At 70.4% G+C, this 17,501-nt stretch carries 13 protein-coding genes; 7 read left to right on the plus strand and 6 right to left on the minus strand.

Features of this window, described 5'->3' with window-relative positions; translation table 11 throughout:
• From B9P64_RS00825 to B9P64_RS00845, 5 genes are read right to left on the minus strand one after another with little or no spacing between them, the layout of a single operon-like run.
• Positions 1-1,215 (minus strand): EAL domain-containing response regulator, encoded by a 1,215-nt coding sequence (locus tag B9P64_RS00825; RefSeq protein ID WP_085314375.1) that lies wholly within the window; start codon positions 1,213-1,215, stop codon positions 1-3.
• The gene (locus tag B9P64_RS00830) at positions 1,212-1,874 is read right to left on the minus strand and encodes a DNA-binding transcriptional response regulator (protein ID WP_085314376.1); all 663 of its coding nucleotides are present in this window, start codon (positions 1,872-1,874) and stop codon (positions 1,212-1,214) included. The genes B9P64_RS00825 and B9P64_RS00830 overlap by 4 nt, the downstream gene beginning before the upstream one ends.
• A complete protein-coding gene (locus tag B9P64_RS00835) occupies positions 1,871-2,239 on the minus strand; it encodes a response regulator (protein ID WP_085314377.1) in 369 nt (122 codons plus the stop codon). The genes B9P64_RS00830 and B9P64_RS00835 overlap by 4 nt, the downstream gene beginning before the upstream one ends.
• Positions 2,232-3,932 carry a cache domain-containing sensor histidine kinase gene (locus B9P64_RS00840; RefSeq protein WP_085314378.1) on the minus strand — a complete coding sequence of 567 codons (1,701 nt, stop codon included), beginning with the start codon at positions 3,930-3,932 and terminating at the stop codon, positions 2,232-2,234. The genes B9P64_RS00835 and B9P64_RS00840 overlap by 8 nt, the downstream gene beginning before the upstream one ends.
• 9 nt (positions 3,933-3,941) lie before the next feature.
• Entirely contained in the window at positions 3,942-5,048 is a 1,107-nt protein-coding gene (locus tag B9P64_RS00845; protein WP_176256676.1) for an ATP-binding response regulator, read from the minus strand.
• 156 nt (positions 5,049-5,204) lie between these two features.
• On the opposite strand from B9P64_RS00845, the gene B9P64_RS00850 reads away from it, so the two are divergent.
• The 7 genes from B9P64_RS00850 (at position 5,205) to holA (ending at position 16,308) form a co-directional block, all read left to right on the plus strand.
• Positions 5,205-5,813, plus strand: coding sequence for a response regulator (locus tag B9P64_RS00850; protein ID WP_176256677.1), 609 nt, complete (start codon positions 5,205-5,207; stop codon positions 5,811-5,813).
• 93 nt (positions 5,814-5,906) lie between these two features.
• Complete coding sequence (locus B9P64_RS00855) at positions 5,907-8,393, plus strand: GspE/PulE family protein (RefSeq protein ID WP_235839845.1); 2,487 nt, start codon at positions 5,907-5,909, stop codon at positions 8,391-8,393.
• A gap of 47 nt (positions 8,394-8,440) precedes the next feature.
• Positions 8,441-11,059 carry a chemotaxis protein CheW gene (locus B9P64_RS00860; protein WP_085314381.1) on the plus strand — a complete coding sequence of 873 codons (2,619 nt, stop codon included), beginning with the start codon at positions 8,441-8,443 and terminating at the stop codon, positions 11,057-11,059.
• Between the two features lie 116 nt (positions 11,060-11,175).
• Positions 11,176-13,887 (plus strand): leucine--tRNA ligase, encoded by a 2,712-nt coding sequence (gene leuS / locus B9P64_RS00865; RefSeq protein WP_085314382.1) that lies wholly within the window; start codon positions 11,176-11,178, stop codon positions 13,885-13,887.
• A gap of 1 nt (position 13,888) precedes the next feature.
• Positions 13,889-14,458 (plus strand): LPS-assembly lipoprotein LptE, encoded by a 570-nt coding sequence (locus tag B9P64_RS00870; protein WP_085314383.1) that lies wholly within the window; start codon positions 13,889-13,891, stop codon positions 14,456-14,458.
• Between the two features lie 19 nt (positions 14,459-14,477).
• Positions 14,478-15,197, plus strand: a complete 720-nt coding sequence (locus B9P64_RS00875) for an SDR family NAD(P)-dependent oxidoreductase (protein ID WP_085314384.1) — start codon at positions 14,478-14,480, stop codon at positions 15,195-15,197.
• Positions 15,198-15,222: 25 nt separating this feature from the next.
• Positions 15,223-16,308, plus strand: a complete 1,086-nt coding sequence (gene holA / locus B9P64_RS00880; protein WP_085314385.1) for a DNA polymerase III subunit delta — start codon at positions 15,223-15,225, stop codon at positions 16,306-16,308.
• Between the two features lie 39 nt (positions 16,309-16,347).
• On the opposite strand, the gene B9P64_RS00885 is transcribed toward holA, so the two are convergent.
• A complete protein-coding gene (locus B9P64_RS00885) occupies positions 16,348-17,346 on the minus strand; it encodes a glycoside hydrolase family 16 protein (RefSeq protein WP_085314386.1) in 999 nt (332 codons plus the stop codon).
• Positions 17,347-17,501 lie beyond the last annotated feature (155 nt).

Consider the following 17,501-nt stretch of genomic DNA (forward strand, 5'->3'; position numbering starts at 1 on the left):
TCAGACCAGCCCGTTGGCCTTCTGCATGAAGGCGATGAACTCGTTGCGCGGCATGGCCTTGCCGTAGACCCAGCCCTGCACATAGTCGAAGCCGAGCTCGCGGATGGTGTCGAGGTCGGCATGCGTTTCCACGCCCTCGGCCACGGTACGCAGGCCGAAGGTGCGGCCGATCTCGCCGCAGACCTTGGCGATGAGCCGGGTACGCTCGTCATGCGCGGCACCGTGGATGAAGGCGCGGTCCACCTTCAGCTCGGAGAACGGGATCGTCGACAGGCGCTGGAACGACGAGTAGCCGGCGCCGAAGTCGTCGATGGCGAGGCCGAAGCCGACCATGCGCACGCGCGCCGCGTTCTCGAGCGTGGCGGCGAGGTCGCCCATCATTTCGCCCTCGGTCACTTCGAGCGTGATCCAGCACGGATCGATGCCGTGCTCGGCGACCACGCCGGCCATTTCGTCGCACAGGGCGTAGTCGGCCAGCTCGGCGGTCGACACGTTGATGGCGCAGGAGATCGACTGGCCGAGATCGAGGCAGTCGGCCGACAGCGCCGCCGCCTGCCGCAGCATTTGCAGCGTGAGCAGGCTGGTCGAGCCGGTGCCGACCAGGCCGGGCAGGATTTCGGCCGGGAACACGATGCGGCCGTCCGGCGCGCGGATGCGCATCAGCGCCTCGACGCCGACCACCTCGCCGGTCGCGAGCTGGATCTTGGGCTGGTAGAAGGCCTCGATGCGCTGCTCGGCGATGGCGCTGGCCACCGCATGCACGCTGAGCGGCACCGGGCGCGGGCCATGACCGGGCAGCGGCGTGGCCAGCAGCTGCTCCAGCGCCACGCGCACCGCGCCGGGCGCGGCCGCCTTGTCGAGCACCTGCACCACCGCAAAGCCGAGCACCTCGGCAAACGCCTGCACCGTGCGCGCGATGCTGTAGGAGTGCGCGCTGATGAGCAGCAGCCGGCGCGCGATGCGCGCCTGCGCCAGTCGGCGCAGCAGGCCCAGGCAGTCGCCGTCGTAGAGCGCCAGATTGACCAGCGCCAGATCGACCGGCGCCAGCGCCTCGATGTCGACCGCGCCGGCCTCGGCCAGCGAGCCGATCTCATGCCGCGTGCGCACGCCCAGCCGCGCGAGCTGCTGGCCGAGCTGGCCGGCGAAGAAGCTGTCGTCCTCGATCACCAGGGCCGACAGCTGGCGCTCGGGCGTCGCGCGCTGCGCAAGACTCATGACGGTTCTTTCTGCGGAGAATCGCCGACCGCCGGCGCCACGGCGGCGCAGGCCTGCAATTCGGCCAGCGCAAAACGGGCATCGCCGGCTTCGGCGGCCACTTCCACGCGCCGCACCAGTCCGGCGACCGCCTCGTCGCGGAACACGGCGGCGACGCCGGCAAAGCGGTGGGCGCGGCGGCGCGCGGCGTCGAGCAGGCCATCGGCGATCTCGCGCACCAGCTCGGCCAGCTCGACGCTACGTTCGGCCTCGTAGGCGGCACGCAGCGCCAGCTCGCGCGGCGACACGCTGGCCGTGGCGCGGCCGAGCGCCCGGTCGAGCGCGGCGACGAAATCGCTGCGCGACACCGGCTTGCGCAGCCAGTCGGCGATCCGGTGCTCATGCCCGGGCAGCGGCCGGCGCGGATGGCCCGAGCAGACCACGACCGGCGCCGCGAGCCGCGCGAACAGATGGTCGGCCGCGCCGTCGGCCAGCTCGAAATCGGCCACAAGCAGCTCGGGCGCGGCCTCGGGCGCGAGGCTGTCGAGCAGCGCCTCGGCGGCCGCGATGCCGGCCACCGCCTGCACCGCGCAGCCGGCGTGCTCGCACCACAGCGCGAACAGCCGGCGCAGCACCGGCGAATCCTCGACCAGCAGCACGCGACGCAGCACGGTCGTCATCCGATCGCCTCGAACACGTTCTTGAAGTCGGAGAACGAGGTCGGCTTGATGAGCAGCGCGTTGAAGCCCACGCCGAGGATCTGCTGCTTCTCCTCGATCATGGCGTGGGCGGTGTAGGCGATGACCGGCAGCTCGGCAAAGCGCGGCTCGGCGCGGATCGCGCGGCAGACCGATTCGCCGCTCATCACCGGCATGCGCAGATCGAGCAGCACCGCGTCGTAGCGCTGGTCGCGCACCCGGTCGAGCGCCTCGCCGCCCGACTGCGCCTCGTCGGCGGTCCAGCCCAGCCGCTTGAGAAAGGCGATGGCGAGCTTGCGGTTCATCTGGTTGTCGTCGACGACGAGCGCATGGCGGGCGTCAGACATGGGCCACCTCCTGCGCCACCACGGCCGGGCGCGGCGCGAGCACCAGCGGCAGCTCGATGCAGATGCGGGTACCGGCGTCGCGGTCCGAGTCGATGGAAATGCTGCCGTGCATCATCTCGATGAACTCCTTGGCCAGCGGCAGGCCCAGTCCGGCGCCCTGCTGGGGATGAACGAAGTCGTTGCTGGTGCCCTGGAAGCGGTCGAAGATCCGCGCCAGCGATTCGCGCGGAATGCCGACGCCGTCGTCGCTCACGTCGATGCGCAGCCGGCCCTCGCCGACCGGCCGCGCCGCCAGCCGGATGCTGCCGCGCTCGGAAAACTTGACCGCGTTGTTGACCAGATTGTTGAGCACCTGGAACAGCTTCATCTGGTCGGCATGCACCGGCGCCGCCAGCACCGGATCGATCTCGGTGACCAGCGCCAGCCCCTTGCCGCGCGCCGCCACGTCGTTGAGCGTGGTCACGCGCTCGAACAGCGGGCCGAGCAGGAAGTCTTCCTCCTGCAGGTCCATGCGGCCGGCCTCGATCTTGGCCAGATCGAGGATGGAGTTGACGAGCGCATGCAGATGCGTGGCGCTCTGGTGAACGATGTCGCCCATCTCGCGCATGTCGTCGTCGGGCGCGGTGTCGCGGATCAGTTCGGCATAGCCGAGGATGCCGTTGAGCGGCGTGCGCAGCTCATGCGACACGCTCGCGAGGAACTTGCTCTTGAGCTCGTTGGCCTCGTTGGCGCGGCGCTGGCTTTCGCGCAGCGCGGTCACCAGCCGGTCCTGCGCGCTGGCCTGGCGGATGACCAGCGCGGTCAGCGCAAGGCCCACCAGCGTGATCGCCGCGAGGCTGGCGGCGCCCAGATCGCGCCGGTGCACCCAGGGCGCCAGCACGGTGGCCTCGTCCACGCCCAGCACCACCGACACCCCGGTCTCGGGCTGGGTTGCAAACGCATACAGGCGCCGCGTGCCGTCGATGAAGTCGTCGCCCTCGGTCTCGCCGGTCGCCTGGCTGTCGATGCGGCGGAACACCGCGCTGTCGCCGACGTTCTCGCCCAGCACCACGCGGCTGCCGCCGGCCTGGGCGCGCACGATGCCGTCGCCGCCGACCAGCGCCATCACGCTGCCGGCGCCGAGGTCTTCGTTGGCATACAGGCCGGTGAAGTAGTCGGGCGTGAGCGAGACGACGATGACGCCGGCCGCGCTGCCGTCGGCATTGGCGATGCGTCGCGTGAGCTGGAGCGACCACTTCTTGGACACCCGGCCGAGCACCGGCTTGCTGAAGAACAGCTTGTCGCTGCCGACCGGCGCATCGAGCTGGACCCGGATGTGCTCGCGGTCGCTCAGGTCGACGCGCTTGAAGTTCTGCGACGACTTGACGACGAAGCCGTCGGCGCCGACCCAGGTGATGAGGTTGTACATCGGGTCGACGATGAGGCCGTCGCGCACGAAGCCTTCGAGATCGATCTTGCCCTGGTGCTCGACGATCTGATGCCGCACGAAGCGCGCGGCCTGGTCGGCGCCCTGGATCGTGCGGTCGGTGTGTTCGGCGAAGGCCAGCACCAGATTGCGGATGTCGCGCCGGGCGTTCGACACCGCGACCTCGCGCTCATGGTCCATCTGCACGAAGAAGGCCAGCCACAGACCCGCCAGCAGCGTGAGCGACAGGGCGGCGACCGCGGATTGGAGGCGGAATCGAAATCGCATTGAATGCACTCAGTTTCTTTTTTCGAGGCGCAAAAGAATCCGCGCACCGCCGGAGGTCATGTCGCTTGACGTCGCCAGCGCCGGAAACTTGATGCCGACCTGTTCCGCGATGCGCCGCGCAATGAACAGGCCGAGTCCGCTGCCCTGCTGCTCCAGCTGCTGGCGATCGAACTGGTCGAACAGTCGATGCCGCGACAGCCGCTCCGGGCTCAGGCCGGGACCATCGTCGCGCACCTCGATCGTGAGGCCAGTGTCGTCCTGCTCAACCAGCAACTCGGCCCGCTCGGCGCGGAACTTCATCGCGTTGTCGAGCAGTTCTTCAAGAATGGCACGCAGCCCGTCGAGCGACGTGAAGTAGCGCGCGGCCTCGGGTTTTTCCGGGGCGACGCAGAGCGCGCCGTGTTGCCGCGCCACCTCACGGGCCAGCGCGATGACGGCGGCGGTATCGCGCTGGTCGCTGCGGAACAGCCGCTGGCCTTCGCGCAGCCGGGTCGCCACCAGGAAGCGCGCCGACAGCCGCCGCAGCCGGTCGGCCGAACTGGCCACGGCGGTCATCGCCTCGCGCCGCTCGGCCGCGTCGAGCGGCGTGGTGGCGAGCACCTCGGCAAAGCCCACCAGCGTGTTGAGCGGCGTGTTGAGTTCATGCGGAAACATGTCGAGCAGGGCTTCGCGGTCGGCTTCCTGATGGGCGCGCAGGCTCTGGTGCAGCAGTTCGGCGCGCGCCAGCCGGGCCCGCACCGCCGCCAGCAGCTCGGCGGCGCGCAATGGCTTGGCCAGCACGTCGTCGGCGCCGCAGTCCATGGCGGCGCGCAGGCTGGCGCGATCGGCGGCGCGGCAGGTGAACAGCACCGGTACCGCGCGCATCGGCGGCAGCTGGCGCAGCTCGGCGAGCAGGCCGGCGCCGTCGAGGCCGGGCAGCTCGCGCGCCAGCAGCACCACGTCGTAGGCGCGCCGGGCGGCGGCGGCGAGCGCCGCGCGGCCGTCGGCGAAGCTGTCGCAGCGGATGCCGGCAGCCGCGAGCGCGCCGGCGATGCACTGGCGCGCGGCAGGATCGTCGTCGACCGTCAGCGCCAGCGGCGATCCGGCGGGGGTGGGCGGAGCGGAGGGAAGAGTCACGAGCCTAGGGAAACCGTGGATATGACGCGACAACGCAGGCCGGGCGACGGGAGCGACCCGGAGAGAAACCCGAGTAAACCGCCAAAATCGTCAAAAACGATTGTAGTCGTCCGAAAAGATTTGAGTCGCGGCAGTCGTTGGCAAAAAATCCGCTTCATGACCTCATCAAATTCCCCCGTGCCGGCCAGCGACGACGCCGACCGCTTCTTCACCACGGCGGAAGCGGCCGAGCAGCTCGGCCTGTCGATCGGCAGCGTCAAGCTCATGGTCGACCGCGGCGAACTGGCCGCCTGGAAGACCGCCGGCGGCCATCGCCGCATCTCGGCCCAGTCGCTGGCGGCCTGGCGCGAGCGCAGCGCGCGCGGCGGCGCCGGCATGCGCATGCGCATCCTGCTGGTCGAGGACGACGCGCCGACGCGCCGGCTGTTCGAACGCAAGCTGGCGCAGTGGAACTTCGAGCTCGATCTGCTGACCGTCGGCGACGGCATCGAGGCGCTCATGAAGCTGCCGCAATGGCAGCCCGACCTGCTGGTCACCGATCTGGTCATGCCGCATCTCGACGGCTTCGCGATGCTGCGCCGGCTGCGCGAGGCGCGCGAATACGACCGGGTCGACCTGGTCGTCATCACCGGGCTCGACGCGGCTACCGTGGCCGAGCGCGGCGGCCTGCCGCCCGATGCGCTGCTGCTGCACAAGCCGCTGGCCTGGGACCGGCTGCACGGCTTCATCGAGGCGCGCATTTCGGCGCGGCTGCGGCGGCTCTGAAAGCGCCGGAGACAAAGCCGGTTACACCGCTTATCCGGGCATCGGACAACGCGGCTTCGGGGTCACATGCGGCATCCGCAAGAGATGTGATCCATGGGCGCCCCCGACTCCACCGACCGACTCGTTCCGCTTGATGTCCTCGACTGGCCCGGGCTGACCGGCGTCGGCGCGGTCGAGGGCGACTCGCGCGCCTGCCGACTCGACATGCTGCGCGGCAGCCATGTGGAAGGCCGGCTGGTGCGCTTCACGCCCGGCTCGGATGCGCTGATGTTCGAGCCGGCGGCGCTCGGCAAGCCACTGGCGATGCGGCTGGCGATGCTGCGCGCGGTGCGGCTGACCACGCCGCTGCATTTCGCGCCCGACCGGCGCCAGCCGGCGCTGCGCGACTACCGCGTCTGCTATGCCGACGACACGCGCGAGCAGGGCCAGGTGTTCTCGGCCATCGAGACGCCGGGCGGCACCTTTCTTTTCATCGCCACCGGCGACGGCGTGGCGCGCAGCTTCGTGCCGCACGGCTCGGTGATGCGCTGGGAGATCGATCCGCGCCGCGCGCCGCTCAAGCTCGAAGACACCACGCCCGGCCCGCAGCGCACGCCGACCCAGCCGGCCGTCGCCCGGCCCGAGCGCCGCACCGCGCCGGCCCCGGCCAGTCCGGCGCCGCCCGCCGGCGATCCGACCGCCACCATTCCGGGCCTGGGCAGCACCATCAATCTGCGCATCGCCTCGGTCGAGCAGCTGTGGCGCGAGATCGACGGCAATTCGACGGTGCCGGTCTCGCGCATCGGCGAGCTGCTGGTCGAGCGCGGACGCATCAACCCGGCCGACCTGGCCGCCGCGCTCCAGCGCCAGAAGAAGCAGGGCGGGCCGCTCGGCCGCGCGCTGGTCGAGCTGGGCTGCATCGACGAGGCCACGCTCAATGCCGCGCTCGGCACCAAGCTCGGCATGCCGTCGGTCGAGCTGGACGACTTCCCGATCGATGCCGCCGCCACGCTGCTGGTGCCGGGCGCCGCCGCCGGCCGGCTGCGCGCCCTGCCGATCGCCGAGCGCAACGGCCTGCTGGTGGTGGCCATCGACGATCCGGCGCGCGCCCATGTCATCGACGAGCTCAAGTTCACCACCCAGCGCAAGGTGGTCGGCGTGCTGGCCACGCCAGTCGCGCTGAGCGCCGCGCTGCAACGCGTGTATCGCGGCGCCGCCGGGCCGGCCGGTGGCGACGACGACGAGCATGCCGGCATGCTCGACTACGAGCCCGGCGATGCCACCGCGCTGGCCGAGCGGCTGGTGGCCGAAGACCTGACCGACGGCAGCGAGATCGAGGACGCCCAGGTCAGCGAGAGCGACAACGCCCTGACCCGGCTGGTCAACACCATGGTCATGGACGCGTTCGCGCAGGGCGTGTCCGACGTTCACATCGAGACCTATCCGGGCAAGGCCAAGACGCGCATCCGCTTTCGCAAGGATGGCGACATGCAGCCCTATCTGGAGCTGCCGGCCAGCTACCGGCGCGCCATCGTCGCGCGCATCAAGATCATGGCTTCGCTCGACATCTCGGAGCGGCGCAAGCCGCAGGACGGGAAGATCGATTTCTCGCGCCATGCGCCGGTCAAGCTGGAGCTGCGCGTGGCCACCATCCCGACCAACAACGGGCTGGAGGATGTGGTGATGCGGCTGCTGGCCTCGGCCAAGCCGGTGCCGCTGGCCAAGCTGGGCCTGAGCCCGCTCAATCTCGAATCGATCGACCGGATCACCCAGCGGCCCTACGGCCTGTTTCTGGTGTGCGGGCCGACCGGCTCGGGCAAGACCACCACGCTGCACAGCTGCCTGGCCCACATCAACACGCCCGAACGCAAGATCTGGACGGCCGAAGACCCGGTGGAAATCACCCAGCAGGGGCTGCGCCAGGTGCAGGTCAACGCCAAGATCGGCTGGACCTTCGCCGATGCGCTGCGCGCCTTTCTGCGCGCCGATCCCGACGTGATCATGATCGGCGAGATGCGCGATACCGAGACCTCGCGCATCGCGGTCGAGGCCTCGCTCACCGGCCATCTGGTGCTGAGCACGCTGCACACCAACAGCGCCGCCGAATCCATCGTGCGGCTGCTCGACATGGGGCTCGATCCGTTCAACTTCGCCGATGCGCTGCTCGGCGTGCTGGCCCAGCGGCTGGTGCGCCGGCTGTGCGAGAAATGCCGCGTGCCGACCGAGCTGGGCGACAGCGAGACCGACGCCCTCGTCGCCGAATACCTGACCCAGATTCCCGAGCCCGTGCGACCGTCGCCCGAGGCGCTGCTGGCGACGGCGGTCGAACGCTTCGGCAATGCGCGCGGCCGGCTTCAGCTCTGGCATGCGCCGGGCTGCAAGCATTGCGGCGGCAGCGGCTACAAGGGCCGCGCCGGCATCCACGAGCTGCTGAGCGCCGACCGCGCGACCAAGCGGCTGATCCAGACCGGTGCCCGGGTCGAGCAGATCCTCGAAGCCGGCGTCGGCGCCGGCATGCGCACGCTGCGCCAGGACGGCATCCAGAAAGCCCTGATGGGCGTGACCGACATGACCGAAGTGCGAGCCGCCAGCAACCTTTGACCGCCGCACTCCCCCCTTCGCCACAAATCAAGAACAGCGAGCCCCCCATGAGAGAGCGCCAGGTCCAGCAGCGCCACGACAAGAACAGCGGCCGCGCCGCACTCATCGAGGCCGCCCTGCCGTCGATGCGCCATGTGCAGCAGCTCGAACGCGAGCTGCACGAGCTGCAACTGCGCTGGGATCTGGTCGAGTCGACCGCGCGCATGGTCTGCCCGGTGGCGGCGGCGCGCTTTCTGAGCACGCTGGTCGCCACGCGCGAGCAGTTCGCCACGCTCCAGCAGCGGCTGCTCGACCGGGTGATCGATGTGCATCTGACCAACAAGCACAACGACCTCATCGCACGCGCCCAGGTCACCATCGACCTGCTGGTGCGCAGCCTGTACGAGCGCACCGCCGATGTCGGCTTCATCGCCACCGATCCCGAGCTGGTGGCGCTGGCCAGCGAGCCCGAGGCGCACGATGCCGCCGCGCTGCGGGCGCGACTGGCCGAATACCGCGCCAAGTACACGGTGTACGACGACATCCTGCTGCTCGACCGCGAGGGCCGCGTGCTGTGCCGGCTGGAGGACGCGCCGGCCGATGCGCCCGCGAGCCATGCCGACGCGCCCTGGTTCGTCGCGGCGCTGGCGCATGACGGCCATGCCCAGTTCCACGGCTTCGATGCGCTGGTGGCGGCCGGACGCCGGGTGCTGGTGTATGCGCACCGGGTGCTGGCGCCGGATGGCCGTGTGGTCGGCTGCGTGGCGCTGAGCTATGGCTTCGCCACCGAGATGCGCGCCATCTTCTGCGAGATCGACGATGGCAATCGGCATGCGGTGGTGGCGCTGGTCGACGAGCACGGCATCGCCATCGCCAGCAACCGGCCCGACGTGGTGGCGGTGGGCGAGCCGCTGGAGCCGCCCGAGCCCGACTATCCGATCGTGCTGCACCGCGATACCGAATACCTGGCCAGCGACCGCCAGACCCGCGGCTATCAGGGCTACATGGGCCTGCCCTGGCGCGCGCTGGCGCTCACCCGGCTGGAGGTGGCCTTTCGCACCGGCAGCGCCGAGCTGGCGCGCGGCGCCGATCACGAGGCCATGCTCGACGCCATCATGCGCAGCGACGCCAGCCTGATCGGCACCATCGAGCAGGCCACCGCCATCGAGCGCGGACTCGAGCATGTGATCTGGAACGGCAAGCTCGAACAGGCGCGCGGCGCCAACGACGCGAGCGGCTCGGCCAGCGCGGTGCTCGACCAGATCGGCGAGGCCGGCCGGCGCACCACGCGCATCTTTGCCGAGGGCATCCGGCGCCTGTGCGCGCTGGTGGCCGACGGCCGGCGCGACCAGCTGCGCGCGCGCGCCGACCTGGCCGTCAACATCCTCGATCGCAACCTCTACGAACGCGCCAACGACTGCCGCTGGTGGGCGCTGTCGGGCGAACTGACCGAAGCCCTGCTGGCGCTGCGCGACGACCCGGCCGACGCCGCCGCCGCCGAACGCGCGAGCCGCGTGCTCGGCCGGCTCAACGACCTCTACACCGTCTACCGCCGCGTGGCGCTGTGCGATGCCGACGGCCGCGTGGTGGCGCTGTCGCGTCCGGCCGAGGCGCTGCCGGCCGACTGGCGCCTGCCCGAGCCGCTGCTGCGCGCCTGCGCCGGGCTGGCCGATTCGCAGGCCTATGCGGTGTCGCCGTTCGAGCCCTCGCCGCTCTGCGACGACGAGCCGACCTATCTCTATCTGGCGCAGATCCGCGATCCGGCGACCCGGCGCGCGCTCGGCAGCGTGGTGCTGGCCTTCGATTCGCAGGCCGAATTCGGCGCGATGCTGCACGGCGCCATTCCGCCGCGCCAGTCGATGATTGCGCTGTTCCTGCGCCCCGGCGGCAGCGTCATCGGCTCGACCGATCCGCGCTGGCAGCCCGGCGACCACTTTGCCGAGCATGGCCAGATCGCGCTGCCCGAGCCCGGCGCCTCGAACATGCAGATGCTCAGCCTGGACGGCGCGCGCTATCTGGCCGGCGTGGCCGCCTCGGGCGGCTACCGCGAGTTCAAGCGCAGCGACGGCTACCGCGAGCCGGTCGTCGGCCTGGTGCTGCAACCGCTGCCCGTGCGCGTGGCGGGGCCGGCCGATGCGCATTTCCAGTCCTGCCCCAATACCGGCGACGCGGCGCTCCAGATCGGCCTGTTCCGCAGCGGCGAACTGCTGCTGGGCATTCCGGTCGGCGACATCGTCGAGGCGATCCGGCCGCCGCGCATCGTGCCGATGCCGGGCGCGCGCCAGCTCGCCGGGCTGGTCGAGCATCACTCGGCGGAAGGCACGCGGCTGGTGCCGGTGATCGACTTCCGGCTGCAACACCACGGCGACGCCAGCGACGACGGCGAGCTGACCATCGTCGTGATCCGCCAGGGCGCGCGCGAGCTGGGCCTGCGCGTCGACCGGCTGCTCACCGTCAGCTCGATCGCGCCGACGCGGCTCAAGCCGGCGCCGGAATTCGCGCGCAACACGCCCTGGCTGGTCGGCTTCGTCACCGGCGGCGAATCGGGCGGGCCACTGGTCGCGCTGGTCGATGCGCAGAAGATCCATGCCGGCGATGCGCTGCCGAGCCTGGAGCTGCTGGAGGCGCTCGGCCTCAGCGCGGCGGACGAGGCCGAGCCGGCCGCGAGCGGGGCGCTGGTCGGCTAGGCAATCGCACGCCAGCATTTGCCGTTGCTGGCTCAAGCATGAATATTCATGCGAGAAAGGGGCGCCGTTTATACTCGGCGGTTTCGCGCAACCGCCGGCAGCGCCGCCCCGACACCATGCAAGACAAGTACTCCCCCGCCGACATCGAAGCCGCCGCCCGCAGCCACTGGCGCGCCGACGATCCCGCCCATTCCGTCTACCGCGTGAGCGAGAACGACGCCCGCTTTCCCAAGGGCAAGTACTACGCCTGCTCGATGCTGCCCTACCCGTCGGGCAAGCTGCACATGGGCCATGTGCGCAACTACACCATCAACGACATGCTGGCGCGCTACCTGCGCATGAACGGCTACAACGTCTTGATGCCGATGGGCTGGGACGCCTTCGGACTGCCGGCCGAGAACGCGGCGATGAAGAACAAGGTCTCGCCCGCCGCCTGGACCTTCGACAACATCGCCTACATGAAGAAGCAGATGCAGGCGATGGGACTGGCCATCGACTGGTCGCGCGAGATCGCCACCTGCACGCCGGCCTACTACCAGTGGAACCAGTGGCTCTTCCTCAAGATGCTGGAGGCCGGCATCTGCGAGCGCCGCACCCAGACCGTGAACTGGGACCCGGTCGACCAGACCGTGCTGGCCAACGAGCAGGTCATCGACGGGCGCGGCTGGCGCTCCGGCGCGCTGGTGGAAAAGCGCGAAATCCCCGGCTACTACCTCAACATCGTCAAGTACGCCGACGAGCTGCTCGACGCGGTGGCCAATCCGGCCAGCCCGCAATTCCTGAGCGGCTGGCCCGAGCGCGTGCGGCTGATGCAGGAAAACTGGATCGGCAAGAGCGAGGGCGTGCGCTTCGCCTTTCCGCACGACATCGTTGGCGCCGACGGCGAAAAGATCCAGGACGGCAAGCTCTACGTCTTCACCACGCGCGCCGACACGATCATGGGCGTGACCTTCTGCGCCGTGGCGCCCGAGCATCCGCTGGCCGCGCATGCCGCCGCCGGCAATCCCGAGCTGGCCGAGTTCATCGCCGACTGCGCCAAGGGCGGCACGACCGAGGCCGAACTGGCGCTCAAGGAAAAGGAAGGCCGGCCGACCGGGCTGTTCGTCACCCATCCGATCACCGGCGCGCAAGTGCCCGTGTGGGTCGGCAACTACGTGCTGATGAGCTATGGCGACGGCGCGGTGATGGGCGTGCCGGCGCATGACGAGCGCGACTTCGGCTTTGCGAAGAAGTACGGCATCGAGATCAAGCAGGTGGTCGCGGTCGAGGGCCAGGAATTCAGCCTCGACGGCTGGCAGGACTGGTACGGCGACAAGACGCGCGGCGTCACCGTCAACTCGGGCGCCTTTGACGGGCTGAGCTACAAGAAGGCGGTCGATTCGGTCGCCATCACGCTGCTGCTCAAGGACCTGGGCGACAAGAAGACCACCTTCCGCCTGCGCGACTGGGGCATCAGCCGCCAGCGCTACTGGGGCACGCCGATTCCGATCATCCATTGCGACGATTGCGGTCCGGTGCCGGTGCCCGAGAGCGATCTGCCGGTGCGCCTGCCCGACGACCTCATCCCCGACGGCAGCGGCAATCCGCTGGCCAAGTGCGCGAGCTTCCTGAACGTGGCCTGCCCCAAGTGCGGCAAGCCGGCGCGCCGCGAGACCGACACGATGGACACCTTCGTGGACAGCTCCTGGTACTTCATGCGCTACACGCTGGCCAACGACCGGCCCGGCTATGACGCGGCAATGGTCGATGCGCGCACCGAGCACTGGATGCCGATGGACCAGTACATCGGCGGCATCGAGCACGCGATCCTGCATCTGCTGTACGCGCGCTTCTGGACCAAGGTGATGCGCGATCTGGGCCTCACCAAGGTGAACGAGCCGTTCACCAAGCTGCTGACGCAGGGGATGGTGCTCAACCACATCTACTCGCGCCGCACCGACAAGGGCGGCATCGAGTACTTCTGGCCGCACGACGTGGAGAACGTGGTCGGCGCCGACGGCAAGATCACGGGCGCGACGCTCAAGCACGCGGTCGGCGACCTGCCCGCCGGCACGCCCATCGACTACCAGGGCGTCGGCACGATGAGCAAGAGCAAGAACAACGGCGTCGATCCGCAGGCGCTGATCGAGCAGTACGGCGCCGACACGGCCCGGCTGTTCACCATGTTTGCCGCGCCGCCCGAGCAGACGCTGGAATGGAACGACGCCGGCGTGGAAGGCGCCAACCGCTTCCTGCGCCGGGTGTGGGCGTTTGGCCATGCGCATGTGTTCGGCCGCGCGGTGTTCGATCTGCCGGCGGCGCTCGGCAAGCGGCTCAAGGCGGTGCGGCGCGAGGTGCATCTGATCACGCGCCAGGCCAGCTTCGACTACGAGCGCATGCAGTACAACACCGTGGTCTCGGCGGCGATGAAGCTGCTCAACACGCTGGAAGCGGCGGCCACCGCGATCGCCGAAGACGGCGAGGCCGACGACGCGCGCGCGGCGGTGGTCACCGAGGGCTTCGGCGTGCTGGTGCGCATCCTCTATCCGGCCTGCCCGCACATCGGCCATGCGCTGTGGAGCGAGCTGGGCTATGTGTCGATCCACGGCGATCTGGTCGATGCGCCCTGGCCGCAGGTGGACGAGGCGGCGCTCGTGCAGGACGAGATCGCGCTGGTGGTGCAGGTCAACGGCAAGCTGCGCGGCTCGGTCAATGTGCCGGCCGGCGCCGACAAGGCGGCCATCGAGGCGGCCGCGCTGGCCGATGAAAACGTGCAGAAGTTCGTCGAGGGCAAGCCGATCAAGAAGCTGATCGTGGTGCCGGGCAAGCTCGTGAACGTGGTGGTCTGAGATGACCGCGCCGCGTGACCTGCTCCGCGCCACGGCGTCCGATGCCGAAGCCGCCGGCGACGGCGCCAGCGCTGTCGTCGCCCCCGGCCGCCGCGCGCTGCTGGCGGCGCTGGGCGGCGCGGCGCTGCTGGCCGGCTGCGGCTTCCGGCTGCGCGGCTCGGCCCAGCTGCCGTTCGCCACGCTGTATCTGGCCACGCCCGAAGGCTCGGCGCTCGGCGCGGAGCTGAGGCGCAATCTGCTGCACGGCAGCAACGTGCTGCTGCTGCCCGAGGCGGCCGGCGCCGAGGCGCGCTTCGACCTGCTGGCCGAGACCCGCACGCGCGAGATCGTGTCGTTCAACTCGGCCGGCCGGGCGCGCGAATACCGGCTGTACTACACCGCGCGCTATCGCGTGTCGGACGGCAAGGGCAACGATTTCATCGAGCCGTCCCAGCTCACGCTCAAGCGCGACACGACCAACATCGAGGACCAGATCCTGGCCCAGGAGGCGCAGGAGAACTTCCTGTACCGCGACATGATTACCGACATGGCACAGCAGATCGTGCGGCGGCTGGCGCTGATCCGGCGCTGAAACCTTCAGGGAGAGCGGCATGGCAAGACTGGCAATCGTCACTGGCGGCTCGCGCGGGCTGGGTGCTGCCCTGGTCGCGGCGCTGTCCGCCGCCGGCTGGGAAGTGGTGGAGTTCTCGCGCGCGGCGCCGCATGCCGGCTCGGTCGAGGTCGATCTCGGCGATCTGGCCAACGCCGCGCCGCTGCTCGACGAAAAGCTGGCCCAACTCGCCGCGCGCGACTGGGACGAGGTACTGGCGGTGATGAATGCCGCCACGCTCACGCCCATCGGGCCGACGGCGCGCAAGCCGCTGCCCGAGCTGCTGGCCAATCTCGATCTCAACTTTGCGGCGCCGGTGCTGTTCGCGGCGCTGTTCGTGCGGCACTTCCAGCCGCATGCGGCGCGCAAGCTGCTGGCCAACATCTCGTCGGGCGCGGCGCTCAAGGGTTATGCGGGCTGGTCGCTGTATTGCGCGGCCAAGGCCGGGCTCGAGAACCACATCCGCGCCATCGCGCTGGAGCAGGCCGGCGAGGCGCAGCCGGTGCTGGCGGTCAACGTCGATCCGGGCGTGATGGATACCGACATGCAGGCCGAGATCCGCGCCACCGGCGCCGAGGATTTTCCGGCGGTGGCGCGGTTTGTCGGGCTGCATGCGGAGGGCGTGCTGCGCGCACCTGCCGAGGCGGCGGCGGTCATCCTGGCCGAGCTGGCGCGCGTGACCGAAGGCGGCGGGCGCATCGATACCGCCACGCATCGCTGAACCGCCCGTCTTTCAACGCCCGCCCATGCCTCTGCTCCGCCTCGACGATCTGCCCGGCCATCTGGCTGCCGCCGCCAAGGCCGGCAAGCTCGCGCCGCTGTATGTGGTGGCGAGCGCCGAACCGCTGCTGCAGATCGAGGCCTGCGATGCGATCCGAGCCGCCGCGCGCCGCTGCGGCTACAGCGAGCGCGAGGTGGCCACCGTCGGCCCGCGCTTCGACTGGAGCGGCTTTGTCGATGCGAGCAGCAGCCTGTCGCTGTTCGCCGAGCGCCGCATCGTCGAGCTGCGCATCGCCTCGGGCAAGCCGGGGAAGGATGGCGCGGCGGTGCTGCAAGCCTTTGCAGCCGGGCTGCGCGCCGATGACGATTCGCTGCTCACCGTCATCACCCTGCCGCGCGCCGACCGCGACATGCGCGACAGCAAGTGGTTTGCCGCGCTGCTCGCCGCCGGCCGGGTGCTGCTGATCGATCCGATCGAGCGGCCGGCACTGCCCCAATGGATCGCCCAGCGCCTCGCCGGCCAGGGCCAGACCACCACGCCCGAGGCGCTGCAATTCATCGCCGACCGGGTCGAGGGCAACCTGCTCGCGGCGCATCAGGAAATCCTCAAGCTCGGGCTGCTGCATCCCGAAGGCCGGCTCGATACCGAGGCGGTGAAGGACGCGGTGCTCAACGTGGCGCGCTATGACGTGTTCAAGCTCAGCGAGGCGCTGCTGGCCGGCGATGCGCCGCGCTATGCCCGCATGCTCGCCGGCCTCGAAGGCGAAGGCGAAGCGCTGCCGCTGGTGCTGTGGACGCTGGCGGAAGACCTGCGCACGCTGTGGCGGCTGCGCGGCGCGATGGACGCCGGCCGGCCGGTCGCCGCCGTGATGAAGGAATTGCGCATCTGGGGCGCGCGCGAAAAGCTCATGCCCAAGGCGGTCGCGCGGCTCGACCGGCGCGCGCTCGGCGCGGCGGTGCGCAAGTGCGCCGCGCTCGACAAGGTGGCCAAGGGGCTGCCGCAAGTGGCGGCCGACGAAGGGCTCACCGGCAATGTCTGGGCCGATGTGCTGGCGCTCGGCATCGGGCTGATGGGCCCGGCCGGCGTAGCGCCGGCCCGCGCCGGCCGCTGAGCCGGCGCCGGGCGGGCCGCGCCATCCGGCGCAAACGCGCTATTGCGCGGCGTCGCTGCCCGGCAGCTTCCAGGCCGCGACCCAGTCCACGTCGAATTGCGCCGGCACCGGCGTGTCGGCATCGGCCCGGCCGACCATGTTGCCGCCGACCGCCAGATTGAGCAGCAGATACATCGGCTTGTCGAAGCCGGCCGGCGTGGCGATCTGCGCCACCGGCACGCGGTCGATGAACCAGACGATGCGCTCGGCGGTCCACAGCGCGCCGAACAGATGGAAGCTGTTCCAGGCATCGGGCAGGCGGGTGCGGCAGCCCGAACTGCCGTGCTTGCCGTCGGCCTTGCTCCAGTGCGCGGTGGTCACCATCAGCTCGGGCTGCTGGCCCACCACTTCGAGGATGTCGATCTCGGGCGGCCAGACGCGGTCGGCCGCCAGCAGCCAGAACGCCGGCCAGAGCGCCTTGCCGGCCGGCACGCGCGCGCGCATCTCGAAATAGCCGTAGCGCTGCACGAAGCTGGCGCGCGAGGTGAGCAGGCCCGAGGTGTAGTCGAAGCCCTTGAGCGTCTCGGCAAGGCGCGGCGGCACCCGCTCGGCGACGATGGACAGCACGCCGTCCTGGATGCGGAACGGGTCGAGACCGAGCGGCTTGCCGGTGCCGGCGGCGTAGGCCGGATCGACATAGATCTGCTGCTCGTGATTGCCGGCCAGCGTGCGGTTGAGCGCCAGCTCGGCGCCGCGCCAGACGCCGGTATCGGGATCGCGGCCGAGGTTGTAGTGCGGCAGCCAGGCGCCGTCGCCCAGGCGCAGCCGGTCGAAGTCCTCGCGAAAGCTGAGGTCCAGCCCGAGCGGCGCGCGCGGCACGCCGGCATTGACTTCGGTACAGCGGCCGACCGGCGCGGCACCGGTTGGCACGGCCAGCTCGATGCGGTCGGGGATGACGGCGGCGGAGGGCCGGCCCGGCGCCAGGCCGGAGCAGGCGGCGAGCGTGAGGGCGAGGACGAGGGCGCTGGCGAGCGCGGCAACAGGGCGACGGAATGGCATGGGCGGACGGCCGTGCGTTGCGACCGGGGCGGGAGGGAGGCGCGACAGTGGCGCGGCCGGCGGCGCGCGCCAAGGACAAGCCGCACGGCCGCCGGTAACCGGAGGATTCGGCGGCAGGTGGGCGACGGGCGAGTCGGCCGGGCGCGATTCCGTGG

The organism is Derxia lacustris (genome assembly GCF_002105195.1).
Lineage (GTDB): Bacteria > Pseudomonadota > Gammaproteobacteria > Burkholderiales > Burkholderiaceae_E > Derxia > Derxia lacustris.